We start from the raw sequence: 16,081 nt of genomic DNA on the forward strand, positions 1-16,081 counted from the left end.
CCGGCCATGCCGTCAACGCACCGTTCCCGCCCCGCCGTCGCCGCCGTCCTGATCGCCTGCGCCGCAGTGTTCATCGCCGTCACGCTCTCGCAGTGGCTCTTCGGCGCCGGCGTCGACCCCCGCGACGACTACGGCTCGCGGGCCGCCGGGATCGGCTTCGCCGACGTCGCCCGCCAGACGCTGTTCTCGATCGTGCCGGTGGCGGCCCCCGCCGCGGCGGCCTGGCTGCACCCCGGACGGGTGATTCGACGGCTCGCCCAAGTCGTTTACGGCTGCTACATCGTTACCGGTGTGCTGCTGGCGTTGTCGGCGGCGATGTACGGATACGACACCGCGACCCAGCTCGCCTCGCAGGGCGAGGTCTGGATCGACTCCCGCACCGCGACGGAGCGGCTGCTCCTCGATGGAGTGTGGCTGGTCCTGGCCGTGGTGGGCGTGGTGTTCGTGCGGTGGAGCCGGACACGCGAGCAGTTCTCCATATTGCTCATGGACGATTCGGCGTCCCCGAAGGAGTGAGTCTGAGGGGTCCTTCCATCGCTTGGATCACTGTGCGCTATCGTCTGACATCGAACCGTTATCGAATAAGCGATGAACACTCGTCGTCCATCGAGATGAGTTAGGCGGCGCGGCCCCAATCCACAGGCCGCCCGCGGGCACCAGGACCTCGATCGCATGCGGCCGGCCGGCGGCGCCGCATTGGCGGGTCGTACGCGCGACAGGGGAGGGAGCGCGTTCGATCCTCGGGTCTGACACCCGGTGCTGTGCAAGGAATTGCAAGGGGGGAGCACCGGCCTGGCCGGTGCGCACACGAGGAGGCGGACGTATATGGACGGCCGTGACTACCTGGCCGACCTATTGGGTAACGTTCCGGAGTGGCAGGCTCGCGCATTGTGCGCGCAGACCGACCCGGAGGCGTTCTTCCCCGAAAAAGGGGGCTCAACGCGCGATGCGAAACGCATCTGCGCGCGATGCGAGGTCAAAGAGAACTGTCTGCAATACGCACTCGAACACGATGAGCGCTTCGGCATCTGGGGGGGATTGTCGGAGCGGGAGCGCCGCAAGATCAAGCGGCAGGCTCGCGAGGCCGCCCGGCGGCGCGCCGAACGCCCCATGCCGGTGGTGGTGTGCGTGCCGAGCCCGATGATCAACCCCGAGCTGGAGCCGGCGCTCGCCGAGATCGGCGAGCCGGCGATCGGAGCAGGCGCGCTCGGCGCCGAGCCGGTGCCCGTGGGCTCGGTCCTGGTCGAGCAGCGGGCGGAGCCCGAACGCGAACGCGTTCCGGTGGCGGCCTGAGGAAAGGCATCGGGCCGGCCGCGACAGAGCACGCGAGGGGTGGGACGACGACGTCCCACCCCCGCGCCGTCGTATGCGCCGGAGCCCGCGGCGGCGCCGAGGCCCGCCCTCCGTCAGGGTTCGAGCGTCTCGGGCGGCAGGTTCAACAGTGCCCCCAACTGCTCGGTCAGGACGCTGGTCACCAGCGTCCCCAGGTCCGCGTCGTCGGCCCTCAGCTCGATGGGGCGCCGGTAGAGCACGATCCGCGGCGCGGCCGCGGCGGTCCCCGGCCGCGCCGGGTAGAGCTTGGACAGCGCCACCCCGTGCGACTCCACGATGTCCACCTCGTAGGCCCGCATCGGCGGCGGCACCTCCTCGACGGCGAACTCGACGCCCCGCAGATGCGAGTTCGGCCCCATCGTCTCGATCATGTGCCGCTCGATGGCGTTCACCGACTGCAGGACCAGCGTGTTGAACTCCTCCACGGGTGTGCGCCGCATCGGCAGCGCGCTCGGCGCGAGCGGCCCCCTCATGCCCCGCCCGTGACGATCTCTCCGCATGCGCCCCACCTTAGCGTCCGGCAGGGCCGAAACGCCCCATGGCGGAACCGAGTCGCCGCCCCGGCCCGCCCTGTCCCATAAATCGGTTCTGCACCACTGCTCAGCGCCACAGAGTTCACCTCCACGAGTGGTAGTTTCGTGGGGTGAGGTCGGATCGGCGTTGCTCCCGGAACGGCTGCCGCCAACCAGCGGTGGCCACATTGACATATATCTACTCGGATTCCACGGCGGTGGTTGGCCCGCTCGCGACGACACGCGAGCCCCACAGTTATGACCTGTGCGATGCCCACGCACGGCGTCTCACCGTGCCCCACGGCTGGGAACTGGTCCGCCACCAAGGCGACTACACCGCGCCCATGCCCACCGACGACGACCTGGTCGCCCTGGCCAACGCCGTCCGCGAGGCCGCCGTGCACGAACGCCCCGAACCGGACCCGACGGCGCTCACCGGCAGCCGCCTGGACGAGCCGACGCAGGCCGAACCCGCGCCGCGCCAAGGCATCCGCCCGCCCGGACCGGCGATGGGTGCCCGGCGTCACCTCCGGGTGGTGTCGGGCGACGACGACGCAAGCCGATAGTCTCGGGGTAGGAACCGGCCCCGCGCACCACGTTCGAAAGGCGGACACACACCCGTGGCTCCACAGCTCAGCGAATTCGTGAAGGCCTACGACGTCCGAGGGCTCGTCGGCTCCCAGCTGACACCCGAGGTCATGGAGGCGATCGGCGCGGCCGCCGTCGCCGTGACCGGCGAGACGGCCTGGGCCGTCGGCCACGACATGCGCGATTCGGGGCCGGGTTTCGCCGCCGCGTTCGCGCGCGGCGCCACCGCCGCCGGCGCCGACGTCGTCGAGGCCGGGCTGTGCTCGACCGACATGCTCTACTACATCGCCGGCGCGCGCGACGTGGCCGGGGCGATGTTCACCGCCAGCCACAACCCGGCCGAGTACAACGGCCTCAAGATGTGCCTGCCCGCCGCCCGCCCCATCGGCCTCGACACCGGCCTGGCCGACATCCGCGACAGGGCCCAGGCGATCCTCGACGGCGAGCGGTCCCCGGACGCGGCCGACAAACCGGGCACCGTCACCACCGAGGGCTTCCTCGGCGCCTACGCCGCCTACATGCGGGGCCTGGTCGACCTCTCGGGGATCCGCCCCTTGAAGATCGTCGTCGACGCCGGCAACGGCATGGGCGGCCACACCGTCCCGGCCGTCCTCGGCGACCAGCTGCTCGACGCGCTCCCGATCGAGATCGACCCGCTGTACTTCGAGCTCGACGGGACCTTCCCCAACCACGATGCCAACCCGCTGGAGCCGGCGAACATCGTCGACCTCCAGGCCCGCGTCAAGGCCACCGACGCCGACCTCGGCCTGGCCTTCGACGGCGACGCCGACCGCTGCTTCGTCGTCGACGCCGACGGCGAACCGGTCACGCCCTCGGCGATCACCGCGCTCATCGCCACCCGCGAGCTCGAGAAGCACCCCGGCAGCGTCATCTGCCACAACCTCATCTGCTCCAAGGCGGTCCCCGAGATCGTCGCCGAGCACGGCGGCCGACCCGTCCGCACCCGCGTCGGCCACTCTTACATCAAGGCCGTCATGGCCGAGGAGCAGGCCGTCTTCGGCGGCGAGCACTCGGCCCACTACTACTTCAGGGACTTCTGGTTCGCCGACACCGGCATGCTCGCCGCGATGCACGTCCTGGCGGCCGTCGGCGGGTCCGACAAGTCCCTGTCCGACCTGGCCGACGAGTTCGTCCGCTACGTCCCGTCCGGGGAGATCAACTCGAAGGTCGCCGACGCACACGCCAAGATCGACGAGGTCGCCGCCCACTACGAGTCCGGCGCCCGGACGGACCGCTTGGACGGCCTCACCGTCGAGCTCGAGGACGGCTCCTGGGCGAACCTGCGCCCCTCGAACACCGAACCGCTGCTGCGTCTCAACGTCGAAGGCCCCGACCGGGCCTCGATGGAGCGGCTCCGCGACGAGATCCTCCACATCGTTAGGAACTAGACACCGATGCCCGCCTATCCCGCCCCCGTCCTGCTGGAACTGCTGCGCTGCCCGGACCCCCACCACGCGCCACTGGCCTACGACCGCGAGGCGAACTGCCTCACCTGCTCTGAGTGCGACAAGGTGTTCCGAGTCGAGGACGGCATCCCCGTCATGCTCCTCGACTCCGTCAAGGAGGAATAGCGATGGGTCCAGACGACGACGGCGTCGCCGGCATCACCGGCGACCGCCTGCCCGACGAGCGACGCATCGAAGGCGAACTGACCGACCACACCAACCCGGGCGGGGCCCTGTGGGCGCTCGCCTCGGCCGGTCCCCAACTGCGCGAGTCGGCCGCGCTCGCGGCCGACGCCGGGCTCGGCGTCCTCGCCGACGAGGGCCGCCCCCGCGCGCTCGTCGTCGCGGGCGTCGGCACCGCCGCCCGCACCGGCGACATCCTCGCCACCGTGGCCGGGCCGCGCTGCCCCGTCCCGGTCCTCGGCCACCGCTCGGCGGGCGTCCCCGGCTGGGTCGGCGCCGCCGACGTCGTCCTCGCCGTCTCCGCCTCCGGGCGCAGCCCCGAGGCGCTCGCCGCCGCCGAGGCCGCCGCCCGCCGCGGCGCCCGCCTCGTCGCCATCGGCGCCCCCGACTCCGAACTCCAGGCCGTCGCCGAACGCGCCCGCGCCCCCTACGTCGCCGTCCCCCGCCGCGCCCCGGCGCGGCTCAGCCTGTGGGCCTTGACGATCCCGGTGCTCATGGCCGGACGCGAGCTCGGGCTCGTGCCGCTCGCCGAGGCCGACATCGCCGAGACCGCCAAGCGCCTCGACGAGGACGCCGAGCGCTGCCGCGTCGGCGCCGACTCGTACGTCAACCCCGCCAAGGAGCTCGCGCTCAACATCGCCGGGTCGATCCCGGTGGTGTGGGGCTCCAGCCCGCTCGCGGGCGTCGCCGCCCGCCGCTTCGGCGACATGCTCGCCGCGAACGCCCGCTACCCGGTCGTCTCCGGTGAGCTCGGCGAGGTCGGGCGCGGCCGCGTCGGCCTCCTCGACGGCGTCTTCGGCTCGCTCGCCGAGGGCAGGCGGGACATCTTCGCCGACGAGGACGAGGACGCCCTGACGCGGCTGCGGGTCGTCCTCATGAGGGACGACGGCCTCGACGGCGACGACACCGCGCCCAAGCCCGACACCAGGCGCGCCGACGCGGTGGCCAAGATCGCCGAGCGGCGCGGCGTGCGCTTCGACGTCGTCCCCGCCGAAGGCGGCTGCGCCCTCGAGCGCCTCGCCTCCCTCATCGCCGTCGCCGACTTCGCCTCGGTGTACCTCGCGCTCGCCCACGGCCTCGACCCGATGCGGGTCCCGGCCGTGTCCGAGATGAAGGACGAGGCCGTCGGCGGCGAGTAGACGCCTGAGGCGAACCGATACAGTTGTTCTTCGAACACGAACAGAAGTGAGGAGCGGCTGTGCAGGGGCTCGACGGTGTCATCCGGAACTACGCATGGGGCTCGCAGGTCGACATCGCCAGGCTCCAGGGGCGTGCGCATCCGGCGGAGCTGCCCGAGGCCGAGAACTGGTTCGGCGCCCACCCGACGGCGCCCTCGATCCTCGCCGACGGGCGCCCCCTGGACGACGCGATCGCCTCCGAGCCGGCGCCGCTGCTCGGGCGGCGCGCCCTCGACCGCTTCGGCCCGCGGCTGCCGTTCCTGCTGAAGCTCCTCGCCGCCGACAAGCCGCTCTCCCTTCAGGCGCACCCGAACTCGCGCCAGGCCCACTCGGGGTACCAGCGCGAGCGGCGCATCGGCATCGACGCGGCCTTCCGCAACTACGTCGACGGCAACCACAAGCCCGAGCTGCTCGTCGCCCTCACCGACTTCCGGGCGCTGTGCGGCTTCCGCGACCCGCTGGCGACCGCCGACGACATCGAGGCGCTCGGCGTCCCCGCCCTCGAAGGGCTGGTGCGGACACTGCGCGACGAGCGGGCGGGGCTGCGGCGCGCCGTCACCGACCTGCTCGGCCTCGGCCGCGACGAGTGCCGCGAGATCATCGACCAGGCCGCGAAGGCCGCCACCGCCGACGGGCGCGAGCCGCGGGACGGCGCCGCCGTCCTGGTCGAACTGGCCCGCCACTACCCCGACGACCCCGGCGTCCTGGTGGGCATGCTGCTCAACCACGTCTCGCTGCGGCCCGGCGAGGCCGTCTACATGCCCGCGGGGAACCTGCACGCCTACCTCAAGGGCTTCGGCGTGGAGATCATGGCCGCCAGCGACAACGTGCTGCGCGGCGGGCTCACCGGCAAGCGCGTCGACGTGCCTGAGCTGCTGCGGGTCCTGGACTTCCGGGCGATGGACGAGCCGCGCTCGGCCTCGCGCGACGAGGGGCCGGTGCGGACCTGGCCGGTCCCGATCGACGACTTCACGCTGCGCCGCGTCGAGGTCGGCGCCGAACCGCTGTCCTTCGACATCGACGGGCCCAGGATCTGCCTGTGCACCGGCGGGGCCGTGACGGTGGCCGACGACGGCGGCGAGGTCGCGCTCGCCCCCGGCCGCGCCGCGTTCTCGGCGGGCGCGGCGGGGGCGCTCCGGGTCTCGGGCGAGGGCGAGCTGTTCATCGCCTCCGCCTGAGGCGGTCAGATCTTCTTCTGCACGTCGATGTCGCGGCACACGGGCCGGTAGCCGATCGCCTCGTTGATGCTGATCATGTGGTCGTTGACCTCGGCGTTCCAGGTGTGGACGTAGCGGATCATCGGCCGGTACCGGCGCAGCAGCCGCTGGTTGTCGATCTTGAGGATCACGCCGAGCCGCCTGCCGCGGTGCTCGGGGCTCACGATCGTGTCGCCCTGCCAGGCGTGCTCCTCGTCGCCGGGGTTGACCGCGATGCTGGTGAACCCGACGACCTCGCCGCTCTCGACGTGGCGGGCGGCCGTGCCGATCTGGAGCTGGCCGCGCTCGGCCATCGTGCGTTCGATGTCGCGGATCCGCGCGGTGTCCCACTCGGCGGGGCGGATGTCCATCTCCTCGCCCTGCGGCGGGTCGGTGTACATGCGCTCGTTCAGGCGGGCCAGGCCGTCGAGGAGGTCCTCGGGCGCCTCGGAGACCCACCGCACCAGCTCGTAGCCGGCGGCCCGGTTCCAGGCGTCGGCGCGGAGGCGGTCCAGTCCGTCCTCGTCGATGAACGCGAGGTCGTTGCGGCGGTGGATCTCGTTGTCGACCTCGGCGTAGCCGACGGCCTTGGCGAAGTGCTGCCCGGAGTGGTCGAAGCGCGGCGCGCCTTCGAGGGAGTCGACGACGCCGGTCAGGAGCGTGTCGCGGCCGTTCTCGGCGGCGCGGCGCTCGGCGAACTCGGCCAGGCGGGTGCCGATGCCGCGGCGGCGGTGCTCGGGGTGGACCTCGAGCTCGAGCTCGACCAGGTGCTGGTTGTCCTGCGTCGGCATGACCAGTGTGGTGGAGCCGACCACGGTGGTGCCGATGCGGGCGGCCCAGCGCTCGACCTTGATGGACTCGGGTTGGAGCAGGAGTCGCAGCCGCTGGAGGCCGGGGAGCGGCAGGTCCATGCCCGGCAGGTCGTGCCGGCGGACGGCGGTCTGCATGTCGATCCAGGACCGGACGAGCGCGTCGTCGGTGACCTCGATCGGAACGATGTCGATGTCAGGGTTGCTCACATGGCGACCATTCCGCAAAGCGGGGCGGGGCGCAATCGATTTAGGAGAAGTGGCGGGGCACGCCGAAGCAGGTAGTCCAAGGGGGACCCCTAGGCGAAAGTGTACTGGCGGGGTCCGACAAAACCCGGCTGCGTGTTCCAGCGGCCGAGTGGTTCGGCGAGGAGCACCGACGCGGAGGGCGGGAATCGAGGCTCATCGAGATGGCCGCGAGTCGCGGGCCCGGGGACGCCATGCGTGAGGAAAGGGTCCGGACACAAAAATGTGCCGGGCGGCCACCCCAGACCGCCCGGCACTCCCCCCGGTTTGGTTCCCCCGCGCGTCACTGGCGACGTTTCACGTCCCTGTGGGCCGTCCCGCCGCTGTGACGCTGCGTATCTGCAATATTACCCAGAGCCCCACGAGTGTCAAGCAGAAACGGCGGTTGACAAAGATATTTTTTGCGTGTCTCCCGCCACCACGGCGTTCGACGGCCCACACACCCCCGACGCGTACCATTCCACCCATGACGAACACGCTGCGAGCCGACGACTACAAGGTTGCCGACCTCAAGCTGGCCGACTTCGGCCGCCACGAGATCCGCCTCGCCGAGCACGAGATGCCCGGCCTCATGGCACTGCGCGAGCGATACGGCGAGGCCAAGCCTCTGGAGGGCGCCCGCATCACCGGGTCGCTCCACATGACCATCCAGACCGCCGTGCTCATCGAGACGCTCACCGAGCTCGGCGCCCGCGTCCGCTGGGCCTCGTGCAACATCTACTCGACCCAGGACCACGCCGCCGCCGCGATCGTGGTCGGCTCCGGCACCGCCGACGAGCCGGCCGGCGTCCCGGTCTTCGCCTGGAAGGGCGAGACGCTCGAGGAGTACTGGTGGTGCACCGACCGCGCCTTCGACTGGGGCGACGAGGAGCCGAACATGATCCTCGACGACGGCGGCGACGCCACCCTGCTGGTCGTGCAGGGCGCGAAGTTCGAGGCCGCGGGCGCCGTCCCCGACGTCTCGAGCGCCGCCAGCGAGGAGGAGGGCGTGGTGCTCGCGCTGCTGGCCAAGTCGCTCGAGGAGGACGCGAACCGCTTCACCCGCAAGGCGCGGTCGATCCAGGGCGTCACCGAGGAGACCACCACCGGCGTGCACCGCCTCTACGAGATGGAGCGCGAGGGCCGCCTGCCGTTCCCGGCCATCAACGTGAACGACTCGGTGACCAAGTCGAAGTTCGACAACAAGTACGGCGTGCGGCACTCGCTGCCAGACGGCATCAACCGGGCCACCGACGTGCTCATCGGCGGCAAGACCGCCGTGGTCTGCGGCTACGGCGACGTCGGCAAGGGCTCGGCGGAGGCGCTGCGCGGCCAGGGCGCGCGCGTCATCGTCACCGAGATCGACCCGATCTGCGCGCTCCAGGCGGCGATGGACGGCTTCCAGGTGCTCACCCTCGACGACGTCGTGGAGAGCGCCGACATCTTCATCACCACCACCGGCAACCGGGACATCATCTCGGTCGACCACATGCGGCGCATGAAGCACCAGGCGATCGTCGGCAACATCGGGCACTTCGACAACGAGATCGACATGGCCGGGCTGGCGGCCGAACCGGGCATCAAGAAGCTCGAGGTGAAGCCGCAGGTCCACGAGTGGCAGTTCCCGAAGGGAACCAAGGGGCACGGCGCTGACGGGCACTCGATCATCGTGCTGAGCGAGGGCCGGCTGCTCAACCTCGGCAACGCCACGGGGCACCCGAGCTTCGTGATGAGCAACAGCTTCACCAACCAGGTGCTGGCGCAGATCGAGCTGCACACGAAGCGGGAGCTCTACCCCGTCGGCGTCTACACGCTGCCGAAGCAGCTCGACGAAGAGGTCGCCCGCCTGCACCTCGACGCCCTCGGCGTCAAGCTGACGAAGCTGACCAAGGCGCAGGCCGACTACATCGGCGTCGACGTGGAAGGCCCCTACAAGAGCGATCACTACAGGTACTGAGCGAAGCGAAGGGACTGTAGCAGCAGCACAGCAGGTACTGAGCGAAGCGAAGGAACTGCAGCAGCAGCGCAGTCGGCACTGAGCGGAGCGAACGGCCCGGCCATCAGGCCGGGCCGTTTCGTCATGCCTCGTCGATCACCGCTCTGGTGATGCGCGCTATCTCCTCGACGATCGGGACGCCTTCCGTGTCGTCGACGGCCTTGCTGGTCAGGACCGCCATCTTGATCGGGTCGTCGCCGTCGCCGCCGAGGACGCCGACCGAGTTGACCACCCACAACCCGCCCAGCTGCGACTCGACGTCCCAGCCGTTCTTGAGCCACACCGACTCGCCCTCCGCGGCGGCGGCCGAGACGCCCCAGTCCTGCGAGTCGATGACGCTGCCCATGAGCTCGCGGCCGTAGTCGACCTGCTCGGCGTCGAGGACGCCCTCGAAGAGGTTGAGGTCGGCGATGATCAGCTGGTCGGCGGCGATGGTCTCGGCCAGGCCCCAGCGCCCGTCGGGGTCGGAGACCGTGTTCGCCAGGCCGTAGCGCTCGTGCGCGGCGTCGAGGGCCTCCTTGCCGCCGAGGAAGTCGAACAGCTCGGTCGTGGAGTCGTTGTGGGACTCGGTGATCATGAGCCGCATCAGTTCCCGCTGGTCGTCGGGGACCGCGTCCACCGATCCCCAGTGCTCTTGGACCATCGCGAGGATCTCCATCTTGACGATGGAGGCGGTGATGTGGAGCTGGTCGCCGTTGTACTCCAGGTGCGTGTCGCCGCGCTCGACGGCGACGGAGGCCTCCACCAGGGTGCCGGTCGAGGCGAGGTAGTCCTCGATCCTGGCGGCCAGTTCGTCCTGCAGCTCGTCGGCGGAGCGCCCGAAGACGCCGTCGAGCGCGGTCTCGGCGGCGTTCGCGGTCACGGTGGCGAAGGCTCCGGCGCCCACCGCGACGGCCGCCGCAGGCACGCCGAAGCGGAGCAGGTTGCGTCGGTTGATGCGGGAGTGCCTGCGTTCGTCGTTTCCGGTCCGAATCATTGAGCAAGGCTATGAAACCGCTGCAATCGGAGTCAACGGCGCAGAGCTGGGAATTCTCTCAGAAACGGCGCCAAACACTCCATATCACCCCGAGACGACGCACGGTGACGAAGAGGCGTACGGCCGTTCGGCCGTACGCCTCTTGGTCGTGCGTGGTGCTCAGTAGGCGGGCAGGCTCGGGTCGACCTGGTTGACCCAGCCGAGGACCCCGCCCTGGACGTGGACGGCGTTGCTCAGACCGGCGGCCTTCGCGGCGGCCAGCGCCTCGGCCGAGCGGATGCCGGACTTGCAGTAGAACACCGCCTGCCTCTCGGTCGGCAGCTCGGACAGCGCCGCGCCGGAGACGATCTCGCCCTTGGGGATCAGGCGCGAGCCGGGGATGCGGACGATCTCGTACTCGGCGGGCTCGCGGACGTCGATCAGGTCGATGTCGCGGCCCTCCTTGATCCACGTCTCCAGTTCGCGGGCGGTGATCGTGGAGCCGACGACGGCCTGGGCGGCCTCGTCGGTGACCGAGCCGCAGAAGTCGTCGTAGTCGATCAGCTCGGTGACGGTCGGGTTCTCGCCGCAGACCGCGCAGTTCGGGTCCTTGCGGACCTTGATCTTGCGGTAGGTCATCTCGAGGGCGTCGTAGACCATGAGCGAGCCGACCAGGGGCTCGCCGATCCCGGTGATGAGCTTGATGGCCTCGTTGACCTGGATGGAGCCGATCGAGGAGCACAGGACGCCGAGGACGCCGCCCTCGGCGCAGCTGGGCACCATGCCCGGCGGCGGCGGCTCGGGGTAGAGGCACCGGTAGCAGGGGCCCTGCTCGGCCCAGAAGACCGAGGCCTGGCCGTCGAAGCGGTAGATCGAGCCCCACACGTAGGGCTTGCCGAGCAGCACGGCCGCGTCGTTGACCATGTAGCGGGTGGCGAAGTTGTCGGTGCCGTCGACGATGAGGTCGTAGCCCGAGAAGATGTCCATGACGTTGTCGTTGTCCAGCGCGGTGTTGTGGATGACGACGTCGACGTTCGGGTTGACCTCGCGGATGGAGGCGGCGGCGGATTCGGCCTTGGGGCGGCCGATGTCGGACTGGCCGTGGATGATCTGGCGCTGGAGGTTCGACTCGTCGACGGTGTCGAAGTCGATGATCCCCAGGGTGCCGACTCCGGCGGCGGCGAGGTACAGGAGGGCGGGCGAACCGAGTCCGCCGGCGCCGACGCAGAGCACGCGGGCGTTCTTGAGACGTTTCTGGCCGTCCATCCCGACATCTGGGATGATGAGGTGGCGGGAGTACCGCCGTACCTCGTCGACGGAGAGGTCGGCGGCTGGCTCGACTAGTGGCGGCAAACTCATATAACCAGTAATGCATATCCACTCTGTGGTTATTCCACCGGGAAGGGCGTTGTGCTGGGATTCACGCGTCGGCGTAGTCGTCGGGCGGCAGTTCGGGCCCCTCGTAGGAGCCGGGCGGGCCCTCCAGGTAGGTCTCGCCGTCGGGGTAGGGCCAGGCGTTGCCGATGCATCCCGCCAGTTGGAAGGTCTGCTGGGCCATCACCGGCGACAGCTCGCCCCGCTCGGGGCAGACCTCGTGCGGGTGGCCGAGGCGGTGGCCCACCTCGTGGTTGATGACGTATTCGCGGTAGGTCTCGAGGGTGCCGTCCCAGTGGTCGACGCCGGCGATCCACCGCGCGGAGTTGATGACGACGCTGTCGCCGTTGCGGCAGGAGACGGTGGTGTTCGGGTGGCTGCACAGGATCGAGCGCTGCTCGGGGCTGGCCAGGTAGATCGTGAAGTCCGCGCCGGACTCGCCGACCTGCTGGAAGCGCCAGCCGCCGCCGGCGGTCCACGAGCGCTCGTCGGAGAGGGTGGCGGCGACGAAGTCGCTGAACTCCTGGGCGTCGAGTTCGATGCCGTCTTCGACGGCGATGTTGTACTCGAGCAGCGTGCCCGCCTCGCCGAACGCGGTTGCCGCGGCCGCGCTCGGGGTGGCGTACGTCCACGTGCCGGTGCCGGAGTAGTACAGCGGCGGAGGCGGCGCCTCGGTCTCCGCCCCGGCCTCGGGCTCGGGGACCTCCGGGGAGGGGGCCGCGTTCGTGTCGGTCAGCGCGGGCGGCTCGGTGTCCAGCGCCTGCGGCGCCGGCTCGTCGGAGGAGTTGACGACGAAGTACATTCCCAAGCCCGCCATGAGCATGAGGACCGCCAGCAATACGGCGCGGCGACGCCTCCGGAGACGGCGCCGGCGAGCCAATCGTCCCTCGGTCACACTGCCGAGTCTAGGTCAGCCGGGGCCCTCAGCGTGCGAGGCCCGTGGGTTTCGCGGGCTTCGTCGAACATCGCGACCATCGCCCGGGCGACCGCCGCCGGCTCCTCCATCATCGCGACGTGGCCGACCCGGTCGAGGATCAGCAGCCGCGAGTCGGGGATGGCCGCGCCGGTGCCGGGCGCCTGCCTGACGTCGATGACACGGTCCTGTTTGCCCCACACGACCAGCGTCGGGACCGGGATGCGGCGGGCCAGGCGCCACAGTGAGTGCGTGCCGGGCACGATCGACTGGAGGAACGAGGCCATCAGGCCCCGGTAGGTCCGGATGTAGGCGGTGGAGTTCCACGGCACCGCCAGGCGGCGCCTGGCCTCGGCGACGGCCTCGCGGCGGCGCTGCGGGTGGACGCGGCTCGGGTCGGCCCAGGTGCCGAGGTAGATGTCGTCGACGACCTGCTGCGGGGTGCGCGAGCGCAGGGCCCGGTCGGCGATCCAGGCCATGCGGGGCACGATCAGCATCGGCAGGAACCGCGACTGGTGCGACCGCCTCGGGTTGCCGAAGGGCATCGCCGGGGAGACGAGCGTGAGGGTGCGGACCAGGTGGGGGCGGGTGGCGGCCAGGTAGACCGAGACCGCCCCGCCCAGGGAGTGCCCGGCGAGGTGGACCGGCCCGCGCCCGGACTCGATGATCCAGGCGGCGACGTCCTGGGCGAGGGACGGGATGGTGACGGCGTGCCGGGACGGGGCCGAGTGCCCGAAGCCGGGCAGGTCGATCGCGTCAGCGGCGAGGTGGTCGGCGAGGGCGTCGGCCAGGTCCGTCCAGTTCTGGGCGGAGCCGCCGAGCCCGTGCACGAACACCGCCGGCTCGGCGTCGGGGTTCGTGCCCGGGGTGTGGCGGATGAACAGGTGGCTGCGGTTCAGCCGGTGCTCGATGCCGGGCCACGGCGGGTGGGGGCGGGTCGGGACGCGGACCCTGTCCGCCCCGACCAACCGTGCCCGCCTCATGCTCCTATAGTGCCACTTCCGTTGCGAGTGCGGACAACGTCGCCGAAACCACCGCTCTGGACCGTTCGGAGGTGACCACGGCGGCCCCGGCGAGGCGGCGCACCGCCTGGCCGTCGAGCCACAGCACGACGACGACGGCGGTCTTGACCGGGCCGGTGGCGACGATCGAGGCGTGCTCGACTTCGATCCTGGCGTCGCCGTCGCCGAAGTGCGGGCGCAGCGCCTCCACGGTGGCCGCGGCGGCGGCGTGCTGCACGTGCCAGTCGATCGGCGGGACGGTGACCGCCCCGGACGACTCGTAGTCGCCGACGGCGAGCGTCACGCTCACTTCGGCGTCGAGCCCGGCCGAGTCGATCTCGACGCGGCGCAGTTCCACGGCGCCGACGCGCGGGAGCTCGGCCTCGGCGGGCACGGCGGATTCGGGCTCGGCCTGGGCGTCCTCGTCGGGTTCGTCGACCGTCTGCGGGCCGGGCGAGGAGCCGCGCTGCTCGGCGACGACGGCCGACACGGCCGCCTGCACCTCGTCGGGGTCGACGCCGTCCTCGAGCTCCAGCCGCAGGCTCGGGCTGCCGTCGGGCGAGGTCACGTGGAAGGCGTCGCGGACGCCCGGGACCTGCCGCACCCATGCGAGCAGCTGCTCGGAGTCGGGGTCGACGACGTCGTCGTCGGGGGTCGCCGGCGGGGTCGGTTCGAGCGGCGGCTGGCGCGAGGCCGGCGGGGTGCGCGGCGGCACCTGCTCGGTGACCGGGCCGTGGACCGGCGGGGACGGCAGCGCGGGGGCGCTCGGGGTCGGGTTCGGGGCCGTCTCGTGCACCGGGCCGGGGAGCGGGGTCTGCTCGGTGTTCTCGGGGGGCGGCGGGGTCGGGTGGTTCGCCGGAGCGGGCGGCGCGGGCGGGGTGGCGCCTTGCGGGGCGCTCGGGGCGTGGGGGCTGGGCGGCGCGCTGAACTGCTGCGCCGGGCCGGGGCCGTACTCGGGGTTCGCGCCGGGAGGCTGGGCGCCGTAGTCGGGGTTCGCGCCGGGTGGGGCGCTGTACTCGCCGTTCATGCCGGGAGAAGGGGTGCTGCGGTCATGGTTCGCGCCAGGCGGGGTGCTCCGGTCGTGGTTCGCACCCGGTGCGCCGTATTCGGGGTTCGCACCCGGCGGCGCGCTGAGCCCTTGGTTCGCACCCGGCGGCGCGAACGGGGACTCGGGCTGCGGCGCCTGCTGGTGCTGCGGGGCGGGCGGGATCGGCTCGAACTGCTGCTGCTCCCCCGGTGAAGGACGCCGCGTGGCGGGCACCATCGGCCCGGTCTCGGCGATCTCCACCGGCATGCCCGGCGTCTGCCCGGAGGGGTCCTCTGAGTAGCGGTGGCGCCTGCCGCGGTCCGGATCGAAACGGTACGGCTCCTGCTGCTGTCCGACCGGCTGCGGCGTGCCCTCCTCGGCCTCGGCCGCCGGCTCCTCCGCGGGCCCCCAGGACCGGCCTATGCGTCGGCGAGCCGGCCTGTCGTCTCCGGGAGGACGCTGTGGCTCTTCCGGTCGGTTCTGGTCATACACCACTGAAATTCTCCTTCATCTTCCCGTCTCGAAGGTACCGTGGCGCCACTAGTCCTGTGAACGCGCGTTTGCCCGCCCCGTACGCTGGGAAGCTGGATTCCACCTTCCGTAAACTTCGTTGTGATCGCAAGATCCGGCGACTGACGGATGAGCGACACGACCGAGAAGAGGTGCCGGGGTGAACAGCGGCGGAGACGGCAGAATCCGACTGCCCAGGAGCGAGCGGCGGGCGCAGCTGCTGCAAGCGGCGCAAGAGGTGTTCGTCTCCCGCGGGTACCACGCCACCTCCATGGACGACATCGCCGACCGCGCCGGCGTCTCCAAACCCGTGCTTTACCAGCATTTCACCTCGAAGCTTGAGCTGTACCTGGCGCTGCTCGACGGGCGCGCCACCGAACTGGTCGAGCGCATCCGGGAGGCGATGGACCGCTCCGAGGACAACAAGGAGCGCGTCGACCAGGCCATGCGCGCCTACTTCGACTTCGTCGACGCCCAAGGCGAGGCGTTCCGGCTGGTGTTCGAGTCCGACCAGCGCAACGACCCGGCCGTCGCCGAGCGGGTGCTGCGCATGGAGGGCGAGTGCGTGACGGCCCTGGCCGACACGATCATGGCCGACACCCAGGTCGACAAGGCCCGCGCCGAGCTGCTCGCCACCGGCCTGGTGGGGGCCGCCGAGGTCGCCGCCCGCAAGTGGATCGCCTCGGGCCGCGTGGTGCCCAAGGACGAGGCCGTCGCCCTCATGAGCACCCTCGCCTGGCGCGGCATCTCGCACTTCCCACTGGGAGAGGACGAGCAGCGCCCCTCGGAGGGCGAGCGGGAGTGAGCGGGGCCCGG

Annotated in this window: 15 protein-coding genes and 1 pseudogene; 9 read left to right on the forward strand and 7 right to left on the reverse strand. The window is 71.2% G+C overall.

From position 1 onward, the window contains the following. The first annotated feature begins 6 nt into the window (after window positions 1–6). On the forward strand, window positions 7–516 hold the full coding sequence (locus YWW_RS0114725; protein ID WP_026930707.1) for a hypothetical protein: 510 nt from the start codon (window positions 7–9) through the stop codon (window positions 514–516). A 309-nt stretch (window positions 517–825) separates the two neighbouring features. Beyond that, window positions 826–1,077, forward strand: a pseudogene (locus tag YWW_RS37995) (WhiB family transcriptional regulator); the annotation flags it as partial. A 329-nt stretch (window positions 1,078–1,406) separates the two neighbouring features. On the opposite strand, the gene YWW_RS0114735 reads toward YWW_RS37995, so the two are convergent. Next, window positions 1,407–1,832 carry a metallopeptidase family protein gene (locus YWW_RS0114735; protein WP_081687465.1) on the reverse strand — a complete coding sequence of 142 codons (426 nt, stop codon included), beginning with the start codon at window positions 1,830–1,832 and terminating at the stop codon, window positions 1,407–1,409. A 143-nt stretch (window positions 1,833–1,975) separates the two neighbouring features. On the opposite strand from YWW_RS0114735, the gene YWW_RS0114740 reads away from it, so the two are divergent. The 5 genes from YWW_RS0114740 to manA are packed head-to-tail and all read left to right on the forward strand — an operon-like array spanning window position 1,976 to window position 6,437. Beyond that, window positions 1,976–2,410, forward strand: a complete 435-nt coding sequence (locus YWW_RS0114740; RefSeq protein WP_026930758.1) for a DUF3499 domain-containing protein — start codon at window positions 1,976–1,978, stop codon at window positions 2,408–2,410. Between the two features lie 54 nt (window positions 2,411–2,464). Beyond that, complete coding sequence (locus YWW_RS0114745; RefSeq protein WP_026930709.1) at window positions 2,465–3,841, forward strand: phosphomannomutase/phosphoglucomutase; 1,377 nt, start codon at window positions 2,465–2,467, stop codon at window positions 3,839–3,841. Between the two features lie 6 nt (window positions 3,842–3,847). After that, window positions 3,848–4,024 carry a Trm112 family protein gene (locus YWW_RS0114750; protein ID WP_026930710.1) on the forward strand — a complete coding sequence of 59 codons (177 nt, stop codon included), beginning with the start codon at window positions 3,848–3,850 and terminating at the stop codon, window positions 4,022–4,024. A 2-nt stretch (window positions 4,025–4,026) separates the two neighbouring features. Beyond that, complete coding sequence (locus tag YWW_RS0114755) at window positions 4,027–5,220, forward strand: SIS domain-containing protein (RefSeq protein WP_026930711.1); 1,194 nt, start codon at window positions 4,027–4,029, stop codon at window positions 5,218–5,220. A gap of 59 nt (window positions 5,221–5,279) precedes the next feature. Continuing rightward, window positions 5,280–6,437: a mannose-6-phosphate isomerase, class I gene (manA, locus tag YWW_RS0114760; protein WP_026930712.1), complete on the forward strand. Its 1,158-nt coding sequence runs from the start codon at window positions 5,280–5,282 to the stop codon at window positions 6,435–6,437. A gap of 5 nt (window positions 6,438–6,442) precedes the next feature. On the opposite strand, the gene YWW_RS30615 is transcribed toward manA, so the two are convergent. Further along, complete coding sequence (locus YWW_RS30615; RefSeq protein WP_051325839.1) at window positions 6,443–7,474, reverse strand: GNAT family N-acetyltransferase; 1,032 nt, start codon at window positions 7,472–7,474, stop codon at window positions 6,443–6,445. Between the two features lie 502 nt (window positions 7,475–7,976). On the opposite strand from YWW_RS30615, the gene ahcY reads away from it, so the two are divergent. Next, complete coding sequence (gene ahcY / locus YWW_RS0114770; RefSeq protein ID WP_026930713.1) at window positions 7,977–9,446, forward strand: adenosylhomocysteinase; 1,470 nt, start codon at window positions 7,977–7,979, stop codon at window positions 9,444–9,446. Between the two features lie 121 nt (window positions 9,447–9,567). Here ahcY and YWW_RS34165 read toward each other — a convergent pair whose 3' ends face one another. The 5 genes from YWW_RS34165 to YWW_RS0114795 form a co-directional block, all read right to left on the reverse strand. After that, complete coding sequence (locus YWW_RS34165) at window positions 9,568–10,461, reverse strand: serine hydrolase (protein WP_051325840.1); 894 nt, start codon at window positions 10,459–10,461, stop codon at window positions 9,568–9,570. Between the two features lie 159 nt (window positions 10,462–10,620). Further along, entirely contained in the window at window positions 10,621–11,799 is a 1,179-nt protein-coding gene (gene moeZ / locus YWW_RS0114780) for an adenylyltransferase/sulfurtransferase MoeZ (RefSeq protein ID WP_035697623.1), read from the reverse strand. 61 nt (window positions 11,800–11,860) lie between these two features. Then, window positions 11,861–12,709 carry a DUF3152 domain-containing protein gene (locus tag YWW_RS30625; RefSeq protein ID WP_155830187.1) on the reverse strand — a complete coding sequence of 283 codons (849 nt, stop codon included), beginning with the start codon at window positions 12,707–12,709 and terminating at the stop codon, window positions 11,861–11,863. Further along, the gene (locus YWW_RS30630) at window positions 12,706–13,710 is read right to left on the reverse strand and encodes an alpha/beta fold hydrolase (RefSeq protein ID WP_051325842.1); all 1,005 of its coding nucleotides are present in this window, start codon (window positions 13,708–13,710) and stop codon (window positions 12,706–12,708) included. The genes YWW_RS30625 and YWW_RS30630 overlap by 4 nt, the downstream gene beginning before the upstream one ends. A gap of 4 nt (window positions 13,711–13,714) precedes the next feature. Continuing rightward, window positions 13,715–15,250, reverse strand: coding sequence for a hypothetical protein (locus tag YWW_RS0114795; protein WP_155830188.1), 1,536 nt, complete (start codon window positions 15,248–15,250; stop codon window positions 13,715–13,717). A 175-nt stretch (window positions 15,251–15,425) separates the two neighbouring features. Between YWW_RS0114795 and YWW_RS30635 the strand changes: the two genes are divergently transcribed. Further along, complete coding sequence (locus tag YWW_RS30635; protein ID WP_035697621.1) at window positions 15,426–16,070, forward strand: TetR/AcrR family transcriptional regulator; 645 nt, start codon at window positions 15,426–15,428, stop codon at window positions 16,068–16,070. Window positions 16,071–16,081: the final 11 nt, after the last annotated feature.

The organism is Glycomyces tenuis DSM 44171, from assembly GCF_000427885.1.
GTDB classification, from domain to species: domain Bacteria; phylum Actinomycetota; class Actinomycetes; order Mycobacteriales; family Micromonosporaceae; genus Glycomyces; species Glycomyces tenuis.